A 20,171-nucleotide genomic window follows, 5' to 3' on the forward strand; every position below is an offset into this window, starting at 1 on the left:
AACCTGAGTCCGATCATCCCGGGACTGGGCAGGTGATTTTCATTTCCTTTTCGGGCGAAGCGTGCGCGAAACTGCGCGTTGTCTCAGTAAGCTACTGAAATTAAAGCTCGTTATACTTTTTTTGCGAGAATGGTATAGCGGGCTTGCGCCAACGTTTCGAGAGTTATACTATTTTAGCGAAAATAGTATAACGAGGTTCCGATATGCCGGCGAACCACGGCCTCGATATCACCTACCAGACGCTCTATTCCGAACTGGTCCAGCGCAGCCTCGATGAGAGCTTCACCTCGGAGTTCTCCTCGAACGGACGGTTCGTGGCTGTCGAGGTCAAGGGCAAGAAATACTGGTATTTCGACACGCCCAAACCTGAGGGCAGCGGACAGGATCGCCGCTACGTCGGTCCCGTGGATGATCCCGAGATCACCAAGAGGGTCGAGGCGTTCAAGGATCTGAAGGCCGACCTGAAAGGACGTCGCCGTCTCGTCTCCACGTTGATCCGTGAAGCCTATCTGCCGCGCCCTCTGCCGATCGCGGGCCAGGTCGTGGAAGGGCTAGCGAAGGCTGGCTTCTTTCGCTTGCGTGGAGTGCTAGTCGGCACCGTTGCGTACCAGTGCTACTCCGCTGTGCTCGGCAGACGACTTGATGCGGTCGCGATGCAGACCGGCGACGCCGACTTTGCGCAATTCCACGAAACTTCGGTGGCCATCAAGGACTCCATGCCACCCATCCTGGAGGTGCTTCGCCAGGTCGACCCGACGTTTCGCGAGATTCCGAGCCAGGCCGACGGCAGGGTCTCCACGCAATTCGTATCGAGGGATAACTTCAAGGTCGAATTCCTGACACCGAACCAGTGGTCCGACGACCAGGCAGGAAAGCCTGTCCCGATGCCGGCGCTCGGCGGGGCGGCGGCGTCTCCGCTCCGCTTCCTCGACTACCTGATCTATCAGCCCGTCCGCGCGGTACTGCTGCATGGTGCCGGCGTGCCGGTCCTTGTCCCGTCGCCAGAACGATACGCCATCCACAAGCTCATCGTCGGATCCCGCCGCAAGGAGGATCGCGATGCGACCACAAAGAGCGCGAAGGATCGGCTTCAGGCCAGATCGATCATCGAGGCGATGACTGCAAACCGGCAGCATGCCGATATTGCTTCCGCCTTTACGGAAGCATGGAATCGCGGCGACCAGTGGAGAGCGGCGATCCGCACAAGCATCGCCACCTATGACGATGACTTCCAGAGCTCGCTCCTCACCGAACTAGCCAAGGGGGTGACTGAACTCGGCTCCGACCCCGCCGGCTACGATCTTTCAGACAAGCTCGCCAAAGCGGAAACAACTCAGCCGCGCTCAAAATGACTGGCGAGCGCGGGGCCGATGCCCGGAGTCGCCGGCGCCAGCATCAGCGATCCAGGGGTGTGTCGTCGGCGAGCCTCATGACCAGCAGTAGCAGCGGCAGCACAAGTCCGGTGTCGTCACGACCGTGCCGATCATCAGCCGCAATGTGCAGAGCGACGTAAGCACCCGGCGAAGACCGGCGAAGGCCGCGGAGATTATGCTGAGTAAAGCGTTATGCGGGGTCGCATCCTGTGAACGCAGGTTTTTTCGGCGCATTGTTGACCGCGGCACTCCGCATAATCCCGCGGCTCGGCTACAGCGTTGCGCATCACGCGCGCTTCGTTGGCTTCGTCTTCTGCTGCATGTAGGACCGCAGTACAGCGTTGATCCGCCGTTGATAGCCTTCGCCTTCGCTCCTGAAAAAGTCGAGCACGTCCTCATCGACGCGAATGGAAATAGCCTTCTTCTTTGGCGGAACTGCCAGCACGGCATCGGACCAATCAATATCTTTGAGGTCCTGCGAATCGGGATCGTTCTCGATAGAAGCCTCGATCTCCGCGTCGGTGAGCGCATTAATACGAGTCCAGTCGGACTTGCCACTTCGGCGATCGCCCCATCTTCTCCTTATGGTTTTCTCTCTCTTCATTCTTCCTCGCGCGAGTTGGTGAAAGGGGCCCGAAGCTGAATCCTGCGCCAAGTCAAAGACCACTGCGATGATCCGATCTACCGTCGGTCGTATATGCGATTGTACATACGATATGTATATACAGTCGTCAAGACCGAAGTGCGGGATTAGGTGGTCATGCGGCTTGCCTAGGCATCTCGGCGCGAGCCTGGTGCGGGCCGCGATCGGTTTCCTTGGTGGGGCGGCGCTTGGCGTGGCACTTGGCGTCGCGATGGCGCAACCGCCGCTGTTACACGGTATCATTAATCCCCTTGTGCAGATGTTTCGCGCCGTTCCGTCGCTTGCCTTCGTTCCGCTGGCGATCTTCTGGTTCGGCATTGGTGAAACGTCCAAGATTTTCCTGATCGCCTGGGGCGTCTTCTTCCCGGTCTGGGTCAATACCTATATCGGCGTGCGCGACGTGAGCCCGCTACTCGGGCGAACGGCAGCGAGTCTTGGCGCGCGTGGTTGGCGCAACTTCGCCTACGTCGTCATACCCGGCGCGCTGCCGTTCATTATAGCCGGGCTTCGCGTCAGCCTGTCGGTTGCGCTGGTCGTTCTGGTGGCGGCTGAACTGGCTGGAGCAGCATTCGGCGTCGGCTACCTGATCCAGATGTCACAACAGGTATTTCGGGTCGATCAGATGTTCGTCGGGCTGATCGTGCTCGGCGCGATGGGCTTTGTGGCCGATCTTCTGTTTGAACGCGCGGTCCGCAGGTTGCTGCCCTGGTACGGCACCGAGCAGGCAGGACAGAAGGGCTCGCAAATCGAGCGAGCCTCCGGCCGTCTGATCACAAAATAGCGAAAGCAATTTATTGCGCGCCAGAGGCGACGGCGTGGCCTACAAGCCGTGGCAAGAAGGAGAGGCGACGTGCAACCATCCCAGGTCGAGTTATGCGAAGACGCAACGGCATTGGCGCTGACCTGGCCGGATTGCGGGATCCGGCAGGTTGATGCGGTGGCCCTGCGCCGAGCCAGCCGTGCAGCCAGCGAAATCCGTCGGCAGATCGAGGGCATCGAACTGACGCTCCCGCCGGATCTCCACATCGCGGCGCTCGAACCGATCGGGAATTACGCACTGCGGCTTTATTTCTCGGACGGCCACGACCGCGGGATCTACCCGTGGTCCTATTTGCGCGAGCTCGCCGGACAGCAGCCAGCTTGAGGGTACGGTATGGATGAGATCAAAAGTGGCCTGACGGAGGTCGTCTGCGACATCCTGGTGATCGGCGGGGGGACCGCCGGACCGATGGCGGCCTACAAGGCAAAGCGCCATAGTCCGGGAGCGCGCGTCGTTCTGCTCGAGAAGGCCAACGTCAAGCGCTCTGGTGCGATCGCGATGGGCATGGACGGGCTAAATAACGCGGTCGTCCCAGGCTACGCGACGCCGGAGCAGTACACCAAGGAGATTACGATCGCCAATGACGGCATCTGCGATCAGGCGCCGGTGTACAAATATGCGTCACGCTGCTTTGAAATCATCCAGGAGCTCGACGGCTTTGGCATCAAGTTCCAGAAGAACGAGAACGGTGATTTCGACGTCAAGAAGGTTCATCATCTCGGCTCCTACGTGCTGCCGATGCCGAACGGCGATACCGTCAAGAAGGCGCTTTATCGCCAATTGCGTCGCGAGAAGGTGCTGATCTCGAACCGCTACATGGCGACGCGCCTGTTGACCGGACGCGATGGGCAGATCGCCGGCGCGATCGCCGTCAACACCCGCAGCGCCGAGTTTCTGGTGTTGCGTGCGAGGACCGTCATCCTGTGCGCCGGTGCCGCGGGCCGGTTGGGCTTGCCGCAATCGGGCTATCTCTGGGGCACTTACGAGAACGCCACCAATTCCGGCGACGGCTATGCCATGGCCTACCATGCCGGTGCCGCTCTCGCGAACCTTGAATGCTACCAGATCAATCCGTTGATCAAGGATTACAACGGTCCCGCCTGTGCATACGTGGCCGGTCCATTCGGAGCCTACACCACCAACAGCGAAGGCAACCGCTTCATCGAGTGCGACTACTGGTCGGGACAGATGATGCAGGAGTTCTATAACGAGCTGCAATCCGGCAAGGGACCTGTATTCCTGAAACTTAATCACCTGCACAGCGATACGATCGGCAAGATCGAGGCGGTCTTGCATCAGGTCGAGCGACCGTCAAGGGGACGGTTCCATGAGAATCGGGGGACAAATTACCGCGAACGCATGATCGAGATGCACATCTCCGAGATCGGCTTTTGCTCCGGGCACAGCGCTTCGGGCGTCTATGTCGACGAATTTGCGCGTACACGGTGCCAGGTCTCTATGCGGCCGGCGATATGGCAAGCGTCCCGCACAATTACATGCTCGGCGCCTTCACCAACGGAGCGGTGGCGGGCGAGCACGCGGCGGAAGTTGCAGCCAACATCGACCTCGCCGACTACAACGCCGCCGATGTCGTGCGCGAGCAGCAACGCGTGCTGGCCGCGACACGACGGGAGGATGGCATTCCGCCTAACCAGCTTGAATACAAGACGCGACGCTTCGTGAATGACTATCTTCAGCCGCCGAAAGTGACCGCGAAAATGAAGCTGGGGCAGGCCCGTTTCGCCGAAATCCGCGAGGACATGGAGAGCGCGATGGTGGTGCGTGACGCGCACGAGCTGATGCGTTCACTGGAAGCGGCGTCGATCCTGGATTGTGCCGAAATGGCTGCGTTTGCTTCGCTGTTTCGTACCGAGAGCCGTTGGGGGCTCTATCATCACCGGGTCGAGTATCCCGAGAAGAATGATCACGACTGGTTCTGCCACAGCATCCTGCGCAAGCGGGACGGACAGATGACCGCGGAGAAGCGGCCGGTCGCGCCCTATATTGTGCCAATCGACGAATCCGAGCGCTCGGCATACGACCGCCAGCGCATCCGGCAGCACGCCTAGAGAGAAGCGGACGTCTCATGCCAATTGCTCATACTCCAACCGCTGTTCCAGTCGTCGTCGACGAGGCCAAATGCATTGCCGACAAAGGGTGCACGGTCTGCGTCGACGTCTGCCCGCTGGACGTGCTCCGGATCAGCGATCTCACCGGCAAGGCCTACATGAAATACGACGAGTGCTGGTACTGCATGCCCTGCGAGACCGATTGCCCGACCGGCGCCGTCACGGTCAACATTCCCTATCTGTTGCGCTGACATGACTTTGTTCGAACCATTTGAAGCGTTCGGCGATCTCGAAGAGATTGCTGAGCGGCTAGCCAGCGAAGATCCATCGGTGCGCCGGCTGGCGGTGCTTGACCTCGTGGAGACGTCGAGTCGCGAGGCGGTTCCGTTGTTGGCGAGTGCCATCCTCGACGCTGAACCGGCGGTGCGCCAGCAGGCCGCGCAGGCGCTTGGCGAGTTTGACGGCATCGACGTTGCCAAGGCCCTGATCGGCGCCGTACCCGACCCCGTGGCGGAGATCGCCCGCGCGGCCGCTGACAGCCTTGCCGAACTCCGCGATCCCGAGGCGAGTAGCGTCCTCTTGCCGTTAGTCACTCACTCGGCCGCTTTTGTGCGCGCGGCGGTTTTTCGGGCACTGAAGGCGCTCCAGGTCGATGCATCGCTCGGTCCCGCGATCAGAGGACTCGGTGACGACGATTCCGCCGTGCGTGTGCAGGCTGTGGGAGTCATCGGCTATCTCAAGAAGACTGAAACGCTGCCATCCTTGATCAGCGCAACGCGAGACAAATCTGCGGATGTCAGGCTTGCGGCCGTCAACGCGCTGTCGTTCGCTCGGAGCGAGGTCGCAGCTCAGGCCGCGGCAGCCGCGCTCTCGGATCCCGAGTGGCAGGTCCGGGCTGCTGCGGCGGAAGCGATTGGGCGGATCGGTCAGGCTTCAGCGGCGGGGGCGCTGATTGTTTCGCTCGCCGACGGCTACTGGCAAGTTCGTCAGAAGGCGTTACAAAATCTTGGCCGGCTGCGCGTTCGGGACGGGGTCGAAGCCATTGTTAACTTCCTTGACGACGAGCTGCCTTCGTTGCGCAAGGATGCCGCCGCGGCGCTCGGTGATATCGCCGACTCACGCTCCCGCGACGCGCTCACGCGGCATACTGGTGACGCGGATCCCGACGTTCGAAAGACGGTGATCTGGGCGCTTGGGCAGATTGGCGGCGACTGATTATTCCTTGAACAGGATGTCCTCGAGCAGATCGAGCCGCCTGATCCTTATGACGCCGTCCTCGATCGCGATAATGCGCTTGGTTTGGAACCGCTTCAGCATCATGGTGATCCACTGCCGGGTCGAGCCAACCATCGCAGCGATCTGGTCATGTGTCACCTTTCGGTTGATGATCACGGTATCGCCGTCGGCGAGCCCGTACAGCTCGGCGAGATTCAAAAGATACTGGGCGAGCCGCTCGATCACCGAGCGAGTTCCGAGCATCTGCGCCATCGACGAGTAGCACTTGCCCTTGGCGATGAGCCCATCGATCAAGGCCAGTGCGAAAGCGGGCATCTGGACCAGCAATCTTTGCAGCGCGGGGCTGGACAAAGCCGTGATCTCGCAGTCCTCCATTGCGACGCCGGACCACATGTGGGGTCCTCCGCCGGAGATCTCGGGGCCGCCGATGAAGTGGCCAGGCGTCCAGTAGGCGAGGGTGATCTCCCGGCCGGATGGCGCCGTGTAGTAGACACGGACCTGCCCTTTCCTGATGATGAAAATGCCGCTGTGATGCTCCCCCTGGCTGAATACCATTTCGCCCTGCGCGGTGAAAACGGCGCGTCCAGCGGCCAGGACCTGGGCCTTTTGTTCGGCGGACAAGCGATCCAGGAACTGCGCGCCGACGTTGAGGCCGTCGATGCTCTCGCTCATGAAAAATGCGGAGTCGCTGGCCATCGCGCGCGGTCCGCTGGAAACCGCAAGGCTATCCCTTGTTCGATAGCTACCGTCCACGGAGATGCCTGTCTGCACCATCAGAGTGCGGGAGTAGCCTTCGGAAGCTTCCTTGATTGTGGTCATTGCGGCCCGGATGTCCTGCGCTGTCGTCCCCTAGCTAAGTGTGAGGAGATCGCGAAGTCCACTTCTTTGAATGTCCGTCAACGCACTTAGCAAAGCTGACGCGAGAACGACATTCCGCTGGAATGGATTTACTGCCGATCCGCCAGGTGTGAGAAAATCATTTGAAGCGCTTGCTGCGTGCCGCGATTGGAATCCGCCAGCGAATGACTTCTCCGACGCGATGCAAGTAATTGCTTCTGTTGCCGTGGTGTCGGCTCGATAGTCCGGTCCTGCGTTTTGCGGTGGCTGCTGGCCGCCGATCGATCGTTGGAGATGGGCCGATGCGTTCGCTTTACTTTATGAAGACAGCAGCCACCGCCGCGCTTGCTCTATTTGGCCTAACCGCGATAGCGCAGGCCGAAACCATCCGGGTCGCGGTCGGGGCGCAGGACACCACCATCAATTGCGCGACGGGCGGCCTATTGATCCGCGAGCTCAAGCTGCTGGAGAAATTCCTGCCGCATGACGGCAAGTACAAGGATGTCACCTACGACATCCAATGGAAGAACTTCACCAGTGGCGCCCCGCTGACCAACGAAATGGTCGCCGGTAAGCTGGACTTTGGCGCGATGGCGGATTTTCCGGGTTCGCTCAACGGAGTGGCGTTCCAGAAGGCGGGTCGCCGGAGTCTCTTCATCAGTGTCCTGTCGGGCAGTACCAAGGGCAGCGGCAACGGCATCGTAGTGCCGTCGAACTCTCCGGTTCAGTCGATCAAGGACCTCAAAGGCAAGACGATTTCCGTGCCCTTCGCGTCGACCTCGCACGGCATGTTGCTGCGCGCGATCGAAGCCGAGGGCTGGAACCCGGAGACGGATGTCAACATCATCACCCAGGCGCCCGAAGTCGCGGGTCCTGCGCTTCAGGCCAACAAGATCGAGGCGCACGCCGATTTCGTTCCGTTTGCCGAACTGTTCCCCTGGCGCGGATTTGCCCGCAAGATCTTTGACGGTTCGCAAGCCAATGCGCCGACGTTTCACGGCGCGTTGGTCGATGCCGACTACGCGGAAAAGTATCCGGAGATCGTCGTTGCCTACCTGCGCGCCGCACTCGAGGCGGATCGCTTGATCGCGAACGAACCGGAGAAATACAGCGATCTGATTGCCAAGGTGACCGGTATCGAGGCGGAAGTTGTCTATCTGTTCCATGGACCACTCGGCCTGCAGACGCGCGACGTGACCTGGAAGCCCGAATATCGTCAGGCTGTGGCCACCTCGATCAAGACGCTGAAGCTGTTGAAGCGCGCCGATAGCGACCTCGATATCAATCAGTTCGTGACCGACAAATACATCCGGGCGGCAGTTGCGGAATCCGGCGGTGACTACGAAACACAGTTGAAGAGCTACGAACAGCTTGGGCTGAAGGCACAAGATGCGACGACCGGCGCCAAGATCACGGATTTCAGTCGTGTCACGCAGATTTGGGTTAAGGACGACCCGCTCGTTCAGCACTTCAGTTCACCGGAGGGCGCTTTGACGGCTCTTGCTGGCCTGGAGAAGCAAGGCAAGGCAATTCGCGTCATCTATGCCCAGGATCGCGAAACCGGCATCAAGCTGTTCGCCAATCAGGCGTGGTTTGTGCGATCGCCAAAGGGGGAGCTCAGTGCGTTCCTGCTCAAAGATGGGGCGGAAAGGTGGTCGACGGCGCATGGTGGCGTGGTGGTGGACTATGCCGGCGCACGGGAATCGCTTGTCGCGAGCCGGTGAGCAATGACGACCACTCGCACCGCTGGCCGGGTGCCATGGGCGCGCTGGCTTGTTCGGGGTCTCTCGATCGTCGCTTGCATCGTGCTGTGGCAACTTGCCTCAGGCCTGCACCTGAGTCTGGGTTTCGTCACATTTCGCAATGTGCCGCCGCCGACTGAAGTTCTGCAGTCCGCAATCGTGCTGCTCAAGTCGCCCAAGTTGCTGGCGCATGTGGGCAGCAGCCTGTGGAGGGTATTTGCGGGGTACGGCGCAGCGGTCTTGTTGGGAATTGGCTTTGGCTTTGCGATCGGCCGTTCGCGCGCCGCGAGCGACCTTTTGCTGCCGCCGCTCGAGCTGCTGCGGCCGATCCCCGCGGTGGCCTGGATACCTCTCTCTATCCTGATCTTTCCGTCGTCGGAAATGTCGATGATCTTCATCACCTTCATCGGTGCGTTGTTTCCTATCATTCTCAACACCGTGCATGGCGTTGCGAATATCGACCGCCGGCTGGTCGCCTCCGCGCGCAGTCTTGGCGGCACGCCTGCCGCCATTCTGCGTGAGATCGTCTTGCCGGGCGCCGCGCCGAGCATCGTTACCGGGCTCGCCATCGGCATGGGTACATCGTGGTTCTGCCTGGTCACAGCCGAGATGATCTCGGGCCAGTTCGGCATCGGCTACTACACGTGGGAGGCTTACACGCTGCAGAATTATGCCGATATCATCGTCGGCATGCTCGTGATCGGCCTGCTCGGCATGGGCAGCAGCTGGCTCTTGACGACATTGGGTCACTATCTGATGCCGTGGCGACAGCCAGCGGTCGCACGATGAATATTCGGATATCTGATAGTTCGACGAGATCTGTTGGACGTATCTGCGTCGAGCGGGTATCGATCTCGCTCGGGGATGCCGTCGACGCCTTTGAGGCGGTTCGTGATCTCGACTTTGCGATAGCACCCGGTGAACTGGTTTGTGTGCTCGGTCCGTCCGGTTGCGGCAAATCCACCTTGCTCGGTGCTCTGGCGGGTCATCTACCGGTGACGCGCGGGCGATTGGCCGTGGATGACCAGGCAGTTCTTGGCCCGAGTTCGGATCGCGGAATTGTATTTCAGCAACATACGCTGTTCCCGTGGAAGCGTGTTCGCGACAATGTCGCGTTCGGTCCGAAGATGCGCGGCTTGGGCAGGAGCGAGCGGCATCGGGCCGCCGACGAGATTCTGCGGTTGGTCGGCCTCGAAGGCTTCGAGCACTTCTATCCTTCGCAACTCTCCGGTGGGATGCAGCAGCGTGTCGAGATCGCGCGTGTTCTGATCAACCGGCCACGTGTGCTACTGATGGACGAGCCATTCGGTGCACTGGATGCGCAGACTCGCAGCATGATGCAGGAGGTTCTGCTCGACATCTGGACGAGAATCCCAACAACGACGATCTTCGTGACGCACGATATTGAGGAAGCGCTGTTTCTTGCGGACCGCGTCATTGTCATGAGCGCCAGACCGGGGCGGATCATCGAGGATATCCGCCTTCCGTTCGGCCGGCCCCGCCGCGCCGAGCTTGTCACCGAGCCGGATTTTGTGCGTCTGAAGCGCCGGATCCTCGATCTTCTCAGACAGCCGGATAGCCCGGAGCCGCTGGCTCGGTTGAGCCCGCTTGGGGTCAGGTAGGGATGAGTGAGACGCCCAGCCGGGCGGCGAGGGCGGCGCATTGCTTGCGGATATCGGGAATCGCTATGATCTCCCAGAGCCGTGCGCCTGAGCGGGCCTCGCGCTCGTCGGAATTGCTGCAGTCGGAGTGACCTGGGCCCATGAGGTGCCGTGGTCGGACCGATTGCATGCGTTCGAGAAGGTCATGAAATGCCTCTGGGTGTTGCCGCTCGCCCTGCATTTTCGAAAATCAGATCGCGCCCTAATGGTGTTCGGGGTCTATGTCGCTTCCAATCTGGCCCTGCTGGCATTCTCGTTTGTGTTGTTCGTCTCGCCCTACGTCTTCCATCTGATCGGAGCGCGAGAGCCGGGAGTCCCGGTCAAAAACTATATCGACCAAAGCCAAGGATTCGTTCTCATCGCGCTCGTCTTGCTAGGACTTGCCGCTGAGTCCCTACGCGGAGGACGCCGAAACAGGGCGTTTCCTTTCTGCGCAGTTTCGGCCGCCTTTCTTGCCAATCTCGCGTTCGTCAACGTTGCGCGCACCGCTTTCATTTATTTACCTATCATGCTGACGCTCCTCGCACTGCGCTATGTTCGAGGATGGCCGTTGCTCGCGTTGTTCGCGGGGACCTGCGCGCTAACGGCCGGATTGTTGGCAACGTCACCAAACCTGCAATCGAAGACGTCTCGTTTGTTCAATGAAATCGACAGCTATCGAGCGAACGCCGTGTTCACCGTTGACGGGTATCCTGCAGGAGGCGCCGAGCGTCTCGAGTTCTGGCGCAAGTCGATCGGCTTCGTGCGTTCCGCGCCGGTTCTCGGGCACGGGACCGGTTCGACTAAAAGTCTGTTCGCCGCAGCGGCCGCAGGACATGGCGGCCTGACGGGCTTGGTAGTCGACAACCCGCACAATCAAACACTTGCCGTCGCGATCCAATGGTGAATGGTTGGCTGCGTAATTCTCTTGGGAATGTGGGGAGCCCATCTGTGGCTATTTCGTGAAGGGATGATGGGACCCACCGGGAAGTTTCTGGCATGGATCGGCTTTGTCGCCGTCGTTCAGAACATTGCGAGCTCGGTCTTCAACTCGCACCTGTTCGATTTTTACCAAGGCTGGCTGTACGTGTTTGTAGTTGGCATTGTCGGCGGGCAGTTGCGGCGGGAGAACCCCTGCGCTCGGTGATCGATCGCAACGACGTACCGTCCTTGCCTTTGCGAGATCCTCGGACCAGGTTCGGCTAGGCGCTCAATGCCGTCTTCGATGGCCTTTCGTGCACCACAAACCCAAGCTAGTTCCTGCCTCCGCCCCACGAGGCTGTAGGCTGTTAACGACGTTCAATCTCGAATGACGCCCCGCGATCCGCGAAAAGATCGCGCGGTTCAGGGCACGTGCCAACTCGGGGGGGCTGGAGGTTGGACGAACGCGCTCAGCCACTGACGTCGACGAACGCAGTCTTGGAGTCGACGAAGCCTGCAATCAAGCTCCTCGCGCCCAAGACCGAGCGGAGTGATCACGAGTTGAGCTTCGACAAGCATCAGTTCAACGGTAAGCGCGTGGAGTTGGCCATACCACGGATGATCCGGACTCCTGCAGGCGAGATCGAAAACTTCGTGTCTTTCGACGATCGGATTTTCGGATGGCTAGAGCTGAGCTGCATATTGCGAAGGAGTGGCGAGCCGCAGTCAAACGGAATCCGCTAGTGCTTCAGTCATTATACCAAACCCCGACATCGGGCTTGGTCAATCCGCAGGTGAAGCTGAGGTGACACACTCAGGCGAGAAACAAGATTGTTCGTTCGTTGCGTACTGAGTTTGTTGGAGCGTAGCCAACTGAGCCTAGGGTATAGGCGCACCAGTCATGGCAGACAGCAACCGGCCATGAAGCACCGGAGACGACAGATGAAAAGCGTGGATTGAAGCATGTCACCCTTCGACAAGATCGCGCTCTTTATCGATGGCCCCAACCTCCACGCAACTGCTAGGGCGCTCGGCTTCGAGATCGACTACAAGCGCCTGCTTGGGGAGTTTCAGAGCCGCGGAACACTGCAGCGGGCGTTCTATTACACGCCGATTATCGAGGATCAGGAATATTTGGCGGTCCGGCCGCTCCTCGATTGGCTCGATTATAACGGCTACGCGGTTGTCACCAAGCCGACCAAGGAATTCGTTGACGCCTGCGGTCGCCGCAAGGTGAAAGCCAATATGGACATCGAGCTCGCGGTCGATGCGATGGTGATCGCTGAGCGCGTCGACCAGATCATCCTGTTCTCCGGCGACGGCGACTTCCGTTCCCTTGTCGAAGCCGTACAGCGCCGCGGCGTCCGCGTCACCGTGGTTTCCACCATCGCGAGTCAGCCGGTGATGATCGCCGACGAACTTCGGCGGCAGGCGGATGAATTCATTGATCTGGCAGAGTTGAAGCTGACGCTTGGTCGCGAACCGTCCGAACGGTTAGGCTCCACATTAAGTGCTGGCAAACGTCGCGAGTCGGCCAGCGCAGAATAAAAAATGGAAGTGATTTCGTGCAGGTTGACGACGACGTCAACAAAGCGTCGCTTGGTGCTCATTCCGTATCTCGCCCTTGTTCTGGTGATATTTGGGTTCAGCGCGACTGCTGAGGAGAGCAGGGCTGATAATGATCCCGATGTTCCAAATGTTAGGATCGAATGCTCGCTGAAGCAGAAGGCTGGCGAGCCAGTAGAGGCTCAAACATTCGCGGCGCGGGAACACTTTAAGGAAGACATCACACCAACAGCCCAAGTCAGGATTTCCTGGCTTGGCGCGAAGTTTATGCGCAGGTTTGCAGTCAAGTTCGAAACCGCGGTCAATAGATGCTTGCAAACCTACGTCGTGAAGAATCCCTCAAATGACAATGGGATCATCGGAGAACTGGGCATTCCCGATGAGAGCAAACTGGCAGATATCTGGAGCCTCTTAAAGCTGCAGGCCAATGGAGAAAGCGGGGTGCTGCAGACCAATTCTGCTCCCAACATATTTTTCGTTCGTGATGGTAAGGGCGACCTTGGTGTGTTGACGTCCTATGGGGAGGCGCGGGCTGGGAAATTGGAGCAAGTCCGATAGAAAACCAACGGGCGTGGCCTCGCGGCACTCGCGTCTTCTCTTACGGTGCGGATTAACGACTGTAGCACATTGATTGGACTTGGTGCCGGCTAGTGGGCTGACCCTACGTCGAGCGAGATCCTCGATGCAGCGGCCGAGCATGCGGGGCAGCGAAGCCCCTTCGCTGAGAGCCCGGGACACAGCGTCGGCGGAAGCCAGCAGGGCTTGCCGCGGCGATCTCGATGCGGCCGTCGCGGAGAAACAACCCGTCCCAGTGGTTGAGTGCGTAGTTGATGGCCTCCGTCAGCTTCGACCGGGAGAGGTGCTGATCGACCATGGTGGTTATCTCAAGCTCCACCCGCGTTCCGGCGATAAGTGGGATGCAGCGGTAGGTCAGGCCGATGCTGTCCAGACGGCGTCGGTTCAGAAACTTTTCGAGACGACACGGAAGGGCGATTTCGCGCAACTGGTTGCCGAGGAAATGAAGGACGGCACGGCCTTCACGGTGCCAGGCTATCTGAGGACGGCGATCGAGGGCCCTCGATGACCCACCGCTGCTCATCGGTCGGCTCGAACGGCTTGGTGATCAGAACGCCAGCATCTCCCGCACGAGCTGCCTTGCGACCAATACCTCGACACTCTGGGCCTGCGCCTACTGTCCAGCGATCCTCTGCCACAGCCAACGCGCCACCGCAGCGGGCGGGGAGTTCGCATTGCTGCCACTGGCGCGCAAATTGGCTTCGCGCATTGTCGCAATGTCGATCCGCTCGAGGAGCGGCTTCAGCACCTCATGCAACGCCGCATCATGCGCGCGCCGCGGTGCTAGCAGCAGGACCGCATCATAGGGCGGAATCGCGTGCTTGGGATCGGCCAGCGTCTCCAGGTCGTATTCCTTGATCCGCCCCTCGCTGGGGTAGCCAGCGTGCCCGAACATTCGTGAGTTCTATGCTGGTCCGGTTCGCGAAGTAGTTTGGCCCGTCGCCTTCAGGTCCGGCCTGACGTCATCCTCAGCTTGAAAATGTGCTTGACACAACTAGACAAGAGGCTTCCCATTAACTTCCGGGGCCAAACTCATCGCGATCAAGAGGCCACCGTGTTGAGACCTTCGCACTTAGCATTTCATTTTTTATTGTCTCGGTGGATTGAGTTTCGATGTCGGAAACAAGCGAAGCCGATGGCATCACTCTCTGTCTCTCAGGTGGAGGACTACGGGCTACCTATTTTCACCTTGGAGTGATTTGGGCGCTTCGTACGCTGGGGCGTTTGAAAGAAGTCAAGAACGTCTATTCGGTTTCGGGGGGAAGCATTGCTGCAGCGCATCTTGCAGTCAATTGGGGGCGATATACGGGCTCTGACCGTGATGCTATAGCCGCTGCTCAAGAGCTGGTCGCGTTCGCAAAGCGAGACGTCCGAGGCCGCGTGGTGAGGAGAGCAATCGCCTCCTTTTTCTTTCCTGTTGTGAACGCAATACTCAGGATCTTCGGGAAGAGAATTCTAGCCGGAAGGACTGATTTTCTAGAAGCGGAGTACAGGGCCCTGTTCGGTAAGGCTACCGTTTCATTCCTTCGTATCGACGGAGGACCAGAGTTTTTCGTACTCGGGACGACGCTCCTTACTGGCGATGTTTGCATTTTTTCTTCCGGAGGCTACTCGCGAGGAGACGGTGCTCCCTATGGCGGTCAGGAACTTCCTCTTGCCAAAGCGGTTGCAGCATCCAGCGCGTTTCCTCCCCTATTTCCGCCGGCCCGCATCATGGCCCATGAGGTTGGAGCCGAACTCGCCGACTTCAATGGCCGCAGTGAAGACCTCGTTACTGATGGTGGAGTATTCGACAACCTGGGCTACGATATGGTCCATGGAAAGCAGGGGCCTGTTATAATCAGCGATGCGGGTGCTCGCTTTGATCTTCCGCCCGCCCGCTGGTTCTGGGGCATCATTTCGAGAACATCCCGCGCTACCGACATCTTGATGAAGCGGGTCGGCGACAAGACGCTCCGCACCGTCGCAGACGCGGACAATGTGACATGTATTCAAATTGGAAAGCGAGGCGCAAAAGGGAGTGTCCTAACCCCCGAAGCAGAAGCGAGTGTCGCCAGGATAAGAACGGACCTAGATAAATTTAATGCGTTCGAAGTAAGCGCGCTTATCCTCAACGGGTTTGGCAACACGATCCATAAACTGTCGTCGGGTTCTGCTCTTCTTCAAGCAATCCCGTTCCTGCCAATTCAGCAGGTTTCAAACGAAAATCTAACGGATTCCAGCAAGAGAAGGTACTGGTCTCTTGGTCTCAGCGACTGGGCGACTTACGTCGTTCTTGTATACGCTGCTGTGTTCATTGCGATTGCGTTTTATGTGCCGCTCAGGGTTCAGCGGGAAGCCGTGTTGCGGAGAGCCACTGCTCCCGCTAACGCAGTGGTAATTACTCCCAATGCTGCAGGGGACATTGCCCAAACCGGTGGGGGCACTTCCGCAGGGTCTCCTATTTGGAAGACTATCGCTGTCACCGCCGCTCCAAAATACGACGCTCCAGCAGATCAGCGATCATCTCAAACGAGTTTCGAGAGAGCTGGTGTTCGTTTCGAAAACCGAGCCGGAGAACCCGTCCTGATCTATTGGATCGACTTCGGTGGAAATGAGAACCAACAAGCCCGACTTGAGCCCGGGCAGCTTTTCGCAACCGAAACGTACGTTGGTCATCTCTGGATAGCGAAAACCACGAGCGGCAAAGTTCTGTTGCGATACGCCGTCACGAGTGACGCTGGTGCACAGTGACTCGAAAGGCGACGAATTCGGTTGTATTGCGTCTGCATCGAACTCGATCGCCAGATTGATCTTCACCAAGTAATTTGCAATTTCATAAAGAGAGCCGTGGACCGGGTGTTAGAAGATTCGACGATTGTATGGCCTCGCAGTTCGAGCCTCACTTAAGAATTATGATATCCACCTCTTTTGCCCGACACTCTTGCATGGTGAACGGATGCGACTTGCCGATCTTGATTTATGGATTTCCACACTGGACCCCTGGTTGAGGATGCTTGTGATAGGCGGACTGTTTCTAATTGCAGGCACCTCGGGATACTACGTGGCTAACGCAGTACTTATGTTTATCGAACGCAGAAAATAGCTAGCGCCCGACGCCCGCTGAATATTCACTCACCGTGGTGCGTTCCGGGCCGTGGTGCTTTGCCTTCTCGAATCTGCTAGGGACCAAGCTGGCGGCTGCTGAAGGCGGAAGTGAAGCTCTTGATAATGCCCGGAAATCGGTCATGATGGCCGGGCTATTTTCTTCTAAGGATTTCCTTATCGTCTTTGCTTAGGGGCAATGCTCAATGTCAGACGTACCTGCCGATCTTCCTAATCGTGCCCCATCCGCGTTTGACGCGCCATCGAATCCGACCGAAATCCCTCCGCATCCACTGGACGGAGAGTGGTTCATTCATTTAGAGGGCAAGACGTACGGTCCTTACGCCGGTCACCGTTTGGCAGAGTTCTGCAAGGAAGGGCGTATAGACGGGGCGACCCAGGTTCTCGCGGTGGGCACCCAGGATTGGAAGCACGCTTCGGAGGACCCGCGTCTTTCTTCCATTTTCCGCCAAGCGAGAATGCAGCCTCAAGCGCCTCCGCCGATAACGGCGGCCGCAGGTGCAACCGTAGTGCAAGTGACAAATCAGATGGCACCGCAGCCCATAATCTTTATGGACGATGGGCTTCCGTTTGGCCCAAAGTCGGCCGGCGTCGCCTTGCTGCTCTCGCTTTTCATTTGTGGTGCCGGGCAGATGTATTGCGGGAAAGTGGGCAAAGGCCTTCTGATGTTATTCGGCGCGTGATGCTTTGGTTCATATTCCTAGGATGGATCATTCAGATTTGGTCGATGGTTGACGCCTATAGCACTGCTAAGCAAATGAATCTGAGATATATGCGAAGGTTGCAGGCTGGACAGACGCTATGACCCGAGCGTCCCCTCAATCAACTGTGCGGACGTGTCCGAGTTGCGGCGCGGCCCTGAACGGCGGCGCAATGAGTTGCAATTCTTGTGGCGGTCTTGTTGCTGTTGAGAGTTTTTTCGGCCATCTCAGAACGGAACTACGATACCAACTCGATCACGTTGCCCGACGTTTCAGAGAGCCAAACGTCTTCCTATGGGGGCTGGCGCTCTGCCCCATCGTTCTGCTTCCTCCAATTTTAGCGATTTTCCTTTGCCTTAAAGCGCAACGAAACCATGGAGCTTCAGTCACTCGCCGTCCAGATCTACTCGTTATCCCGGTTGCGGTCTGCAATATTCTCTTGAGCGTGATGCTATGGCATTGGATTGGAGACACGATTGTTTCGATGGGGCTTGCTACGGGCCTGTTTCTAAAGTCCCTAGGAGTACATCACCCGACGGGCACCGCCCGTATCTGACGCCGTGTGCGGATTACCGCTGACGAATAGCCGATCGTTTCGCCTTTTATGCGCTGGCGTAAGCAACTGGACTGACAAGCGAGTCCGTCACGTGAGAAGTCCTTTATGTTAAAATGTCCGGCGATAGGTTGGCCCAAAGCCTGATGGCGGCGGCTCTTGCGATCGGTTAGAAGGTGGTGGCTGCATCGGCCTGTCCGGACCTGGTGGCGGACCCACGCGCTCAAGCGGCGTGAATCCCTCTCGCTTTGGAGGCGGCAGCGGGTCGCGAAAGTCTCTTACTTGAGGATTTTGTATCCTCTGTTCAATCGTCCTCGGCGGTTGCTCGACCGGCTTCGGAAGGACCACCGTATTGTTGGGAGGAGGCTGGTTGTATGGGGCTGGCCTAGGAATGTCTCGGACGGCTGGGGCCGCCGGAGCTTTCGGTGACGGCGTGTTCTTGGCTTGTGCAAGAACCATACTGGAATTCAGCGCCATTACTGCGACGAACGTAATTACTCGTTTCATTATGTCCTCCTCACTGAGGTCCCGATCTGCGTTGAGTGGACGAGCCACGTATCTACTCGATCGCGGCAAGTGACCGGCAAGCGCATCATGCTGCTGTGGCGTGAACCGGAGGGTGGACTATTCGAAGCGAATGCTAAAAACGCATTCAACGCGCAAGCGATAATGCCCGAGCTTCGTTTTCATGCTGCCTCCTCACGGAAAGCAACGTCTACTCCTGCTTCGCAGAGGCTGAATGATTTTCCTATTTCTAGCAACAAGCAGGCAGCTCTGGGGCCGCCCTGCCGATAGAAAAATGGTGGTACCCCGTTTTCTTGAGGTAGTGAGACTTCCCATAGCAACAAGCGGATACCCGTCCTCCCTTGCTCTATTTGAGCCGGGCCGTTCGGGCCTCGGCTCTCTGGCGGAGAGAGGGGGCGATCGATATTGAATCACGAGTGGCCGCCCCCGCCGAGAATCGCAAGCGACTGCGCCATGTATGCGGCGTTTCTTAGACAGTCGGCAGACCGCCGCCTGGAGGTTCAAGGCGCGACAACAGGTGCTGCAGTACGAAAGATAGCTCGAAGTCTCTTCGGCTACGGTGTTACAACCTGACCGGCTCTGGTCATTAAGGTATTTTGGCTGGCAACCGTATACGGATCATGCTGATCATTTCGAGGGTAGATCCGGTAGCTAGCCCAACCGTCCGCCAGTGGCGTCTTGTGGACGACGAGTCTGAGATACGGTTTGGCCGGCGCTGGGTTCGGAAATACGAATAGGTCTGTCGACCCCTCGACAAACATATTTGCTCCGGTGGGCGTCGTGCCGGTGGCCGGGTCGGTGACTAAGCGGCTCTTCGCAATGCCAATGCTGTGCCAGCTGCCGGGCGCTCCTGAATCGGATACAGCGCCTTCAATTTCAGTGATGCCGTTCGTGTGCTGAATGACAAGCAGATCTCTGACGATGGCAGGGGCCGTGAACTGATAGGTCACATTGGCACGCGCGCCGTCAGGAGTATTGTTCGACGTGTAATGATGGTCGTGCAATGCGAACGGCTCGGGCGTGAAGACAAAGGAGGCCGGTTCGACGAGGTATCCAATTCCTATCCGAGCGGGATCGGTAACCGGAAAGTCCATCTGCCATTTGTTGTGCCGCAACGGCATGCAGTCGGCATCGCAAGAGTTGGCAGGAATTTGGATCGTTTGGATGCGAACGGCGGTCATGTGCAAACCTCCAAAAAAATAAAAAAATCAGACTTAAATTGAGGATTTTATTATACGCAATCACCAATCGACTTCAACTGCAGATTGATTGGTCTAACGCGATTCCCGCCGCCTCGTCGAAGTTTGTGCGGCGCAAGCGCGGCTCGCGCCACAGCTCGGAGTATGAGGGAAGGGAGCGATTACGATGGGCCGCCTGCCTTCTGAAAGAATACGAGCGCCAGCGCAGCCGCATCGAAAAGGCCCGTGCGACGGTCTTCGCTCATCCATGGTTTCCGAGGCGGCGGGACATATTGCTCGAATGCCGGAATGTGCTTGGCGATCAGCTCGGCGAGACTTTGCTTGTCGGGGCATCCGTAGGGCTCGAACGCGCGTCGAACCTCATCGCGCGAATACGAAAAGACAGGAATACCGCGATCCTTCGCGAGGTTAGCAAGCGAGCAATTGAGGTTGCGGATGCGTCGCGCCCGCGCGGTCCCGGATTCGGACGTGTCCTGAATGACGAGAGCATCGGGCCCATATCGATCGAAAACTGCCGTGATGCGTATGAGGCACGCGGTGTTCTTCTTTGGGCCGCGTGTCTCGCGTATCGCCCAATCGAAGGGCGACAAGTGGCCTTCGAAGACGATGAACGCAAAGCCGCGTGTATTCAGATAAATAGACAGAATGAGCGGATAGCGGTTCGG

18 protein-coding genes and 2 pseudogenes are annotated in these 20,171 nt (G+C 58.5%); 15 read left to right on the top strand and 5 right to left on the bottom strand.

Annotation, left to right across the window (positions count from 1 at the left end):
- The first annotated feature begins 203 nt into the window (after nt 1–203).
- On the top strand, nt 204–1,352 hold the full coding sequence (locus AKN84_RS11290; RefSeq protein WP_050420775.1) for a nucleotidyltransferase family protein: 1,149 nt from the start codon (nt 204–206) through the stop codon (nt 1,350–1,352).
- Nucleotides 1,353–1,659: 307 nt separating this feature from the next.
- Here AKN84_RS11290 and AKN84_RS11295 read toward each other — a convergent pair whose 3' ends face one another.
- Entirely contained in the window at nt 1,660–1,977 is a 318-nt protein-coding gene (locus AKN84_RS11295) for a BrnA antitoxin family protein (protein ID WP_050420813.1), read from the bottom strand.
- 190 nt (nt 1,978–2,167) lie between these two features.
- Between AKN84_RS11295 and AKN84_RS11300 the strand changes: the two genes are divergently transcribed.
- The 5 genes and pseudogenes from AKN84_RS11300 (at nt 2,168) to AKN84_RS11320 (ending at nt 6,120) form a co-directional block, all read left to right on the top strand.
- Nucleotides 2,168–2,797, top strand: coding sequence for an ABC transporter permease (locus AKN84_RS11300; RefSeq protein ID WP_244485030.1), 630 nt, complete (start codon nt 2,168–2,170; stop codon nt 2,795–2,797).
- Between the two features lie 69 nt (nt 2,798–2,866).
- Complete coding sequence (locus AKN84_RS11305; protein WP_050420776.1) at nt 2,867–3,160, top strand: gamma-butyrobetaine hydroxylase-like domain-containing protein; 294 nt, start codon at nt 2,867–2,869, stop codon at nt 3,158–3,160.
- 9 nt (nt 3,161–3,169) lie between these two features.
- Nucleotides 3,170–4,905, top strand: a pseudogene (locus tag AKN84_RS11310) (fumarate reductase/succinate dehydrogenase flavoprotein subunit).
- A 17-nt stretch (nt 4,906–4,922) separates the two neighbouring features.
- A complete protein-coding gene (locus AKN84_RS11315) occupies nt 4,923–5,156 on the top strand; it encodes a 4Fe-4S dicluster domain-containing protein (protein WP_050420777.1) in 234 nt (77 codons plus the stop codon).
- A 1-nt stretch (nt 5,157) separates the two neighbouring features.
- Nucleotides 5,158–6,120, top strand: a complete 963-nt coding sequence (locus AKN84_RS11320; RefSeq protein WP_050420778.1) for a HEAT repeat domain-containing protein — start codon at nt 5,158–5,160, stop codon at nt 6,118–6,120.
- Here the strand turns inward: AKN84_RS11320 and AKN84_RS11325 are convergent, their stop codons facing one another.
- Nucleotides 6,121–6,837 carry a Crp/Fnr family transcriptional regulator gene (locus AKN84_RS11325; protein ID WP_244485031.1) on the bottom strand — a complete coding sequence of 239 codons (717 nt, stop codon included), beginning with the start codon at nt 6,835–6,837 and terminating at the stop codon, nt 6,121–6,123. It lies immediately after the preceding gene.
- Between the two features lie 461 nt (nt 6,838–7,298).
- Here AKN84_RS11325 and AKN84_RS11330 point away from each other — a divergent pair, with 461 nt between their 5' ends.
- The 7 genes from AKN84_RS11330 to AKN84_RS47275 all read left to right on the top strand — a co-directional run bounded on the left by AKN84_RS11330 (nt 7,299) and on the right by AKN84_RS47275 (nt 13,931).
- Nucleotides 7,299–8,702 carry an ABC transporter substrate-binding protein gene (locus AKN84_RS11330; RefSeq protein WP_050420779.1) on the top strand — a complete coding sequence of 468 codons (1,404 nt, stop codon included), beginning with the start codon at nt 7,299–7,301 and terminating at the stop codon, nt 8,700–8,702.
- A gap of 3 nt (nt 8,703–8,705) precedes the next feature.
- The gene (locus tag AKN84_RS11335; RefSeq protein ID WP_050420780.1) at nt 8,706–9,509 is read left to right on the top strand and encodes an ABC transporter permease; all 804 of its coding nucleotides are present in this window, start codon (nt 8,706–8,708) and stop codon (nt 9,507–9,509) included.
- Nucleotides 9,506–10,342, top strand: a complete 837-nt coding sequence (locus tag AKN84_RS11340; RefSeq protein ID WP_050420815.1) for an ABC transporter ATP-binding protein — start codon at nt 9,506–9,508, stop codon at nt 10,340–10,342. Before AKN84_RS11335 ends, AKN84_RS11340 begins: the two co-directional genes overlap by 4 nt.
- 184 nt (nt 10,343–10,526) lie before the next feature.
- Nucleotides 10,527–11,267: an O-antigen ligase family protein gene (locus tag AKN84_RS11350; RefSeq protein WP_128970673.1), complete on the top strand. Its 741-nt coding sequence runs from the start codon at nt 10,527–10,529 to the stop codon at nt 11,265–11,267.
- Nucleotides 11,268–12,244: 977 nt separating this feature from the next.
- The gene (locus AKN84_RS11365) at nt 12,245–12,829 is read left to right on the top strand and encodes a LabA-like NYN domain-containing protein (RefSeq protein ID WP_050420785.1); all 585 of its coding nucleotides are present in this window, start codon (nt 12,245–12,247) and stop codon (nt 12,827–12,829) included.
- 3 nt (nt 12,830–12,832) lie between these two features.
- A complete protein-coding gene (locus tag AKN84_RS11370; protein ID WP_244485032.1) occupies nt 12,833–13,405 on the top strand; it encodes a hypothetical protein in 573 nt (190 codons plus the stop codon).
- A gap of 124 nt (nt 13,406–13,529) precedes the next feature.
- Nucleotides 13,530–13,931 (top strand): hypothetical protein, encoded by a 402-nt coding sequence (locus AKN84_RS47275; RefSeq protein WP_050420786.1) that lies wholly within the window; start codon nt 13,530–13,532, stop codon nt 13,929–13,931.
- Nucleotides 13,932–14,036: 105 nt separating this feature from the next.
- Here AKN84_RS47275 and AKN84_RS11380 read toward each other — a convergent pair.
- Nucleotides 14,037–14,306, bottom strand: a pseudogene (locus AKN84_RS11380) (glycine betaine ABC transporter substrate-binding protein); the annotation flags it as partial.
- A gap of 230 nt (nt 14,307–14,536) precedes the next feature.
- Between AKN84_RS11380 and AKN84_RS11385 the strand changes: the two are divergent.
- Entirely contained in the window at nt 14,537–16,156 is a 1,620-nt protein-coding gene (locus tag AKN84_RS11385) for a patatin-like phospholipase family protein (RefSeq protein ID WP_128970675.1), read from the top strand.
- A gap of 557 nt (nt 16,157–16,713) precedes the next feature.
- On the top strand, nt 16,714–17,211 hold the full coding sequence (locus AKN84_RS48330) for a DUF4339 domain-containing protein (RefSeq protein ID WP_050420789.1): 498 nt from the start codon (nt 16,714–16,716) through the stop codon (nt 17,209–17,211).
- Between the two features lie 1,650 nt (nt 17,212–18,861).
- Here the strand turns inward: AKN84_RS48330 and AKN84_RS11395 are convergent.
- Entirely contained in the window at nt 18,862–19,488 is a 627-nt protein-coding gene (locus tag AKN84_RS11395) for a hypothetical protein (RefSeq protein ID WP_050420790.1), read from the bottom strand.
- A gap of 179 nt (nt 19,489–19,667) precedes the next feature.
- Nucleotides 19,668–20,171: RuvC family protein (locus AKN84_RS47280; RefSeq protein ID WP_050420791.1), on the bottom strand; the 504-nt coding region annotated here is incomplete at its 5' end.

This window comes from Bradyrhizobium tropiciagri, assembly GCF_001189845.1.
Classification (GTDB): Bacteria; Pseudomonadota; Alphaproteobacteria; order Rhizobiales; family Xanthobacteraceae; genus Bradyrhizobium; species Bradyrhizobium tropiciagri.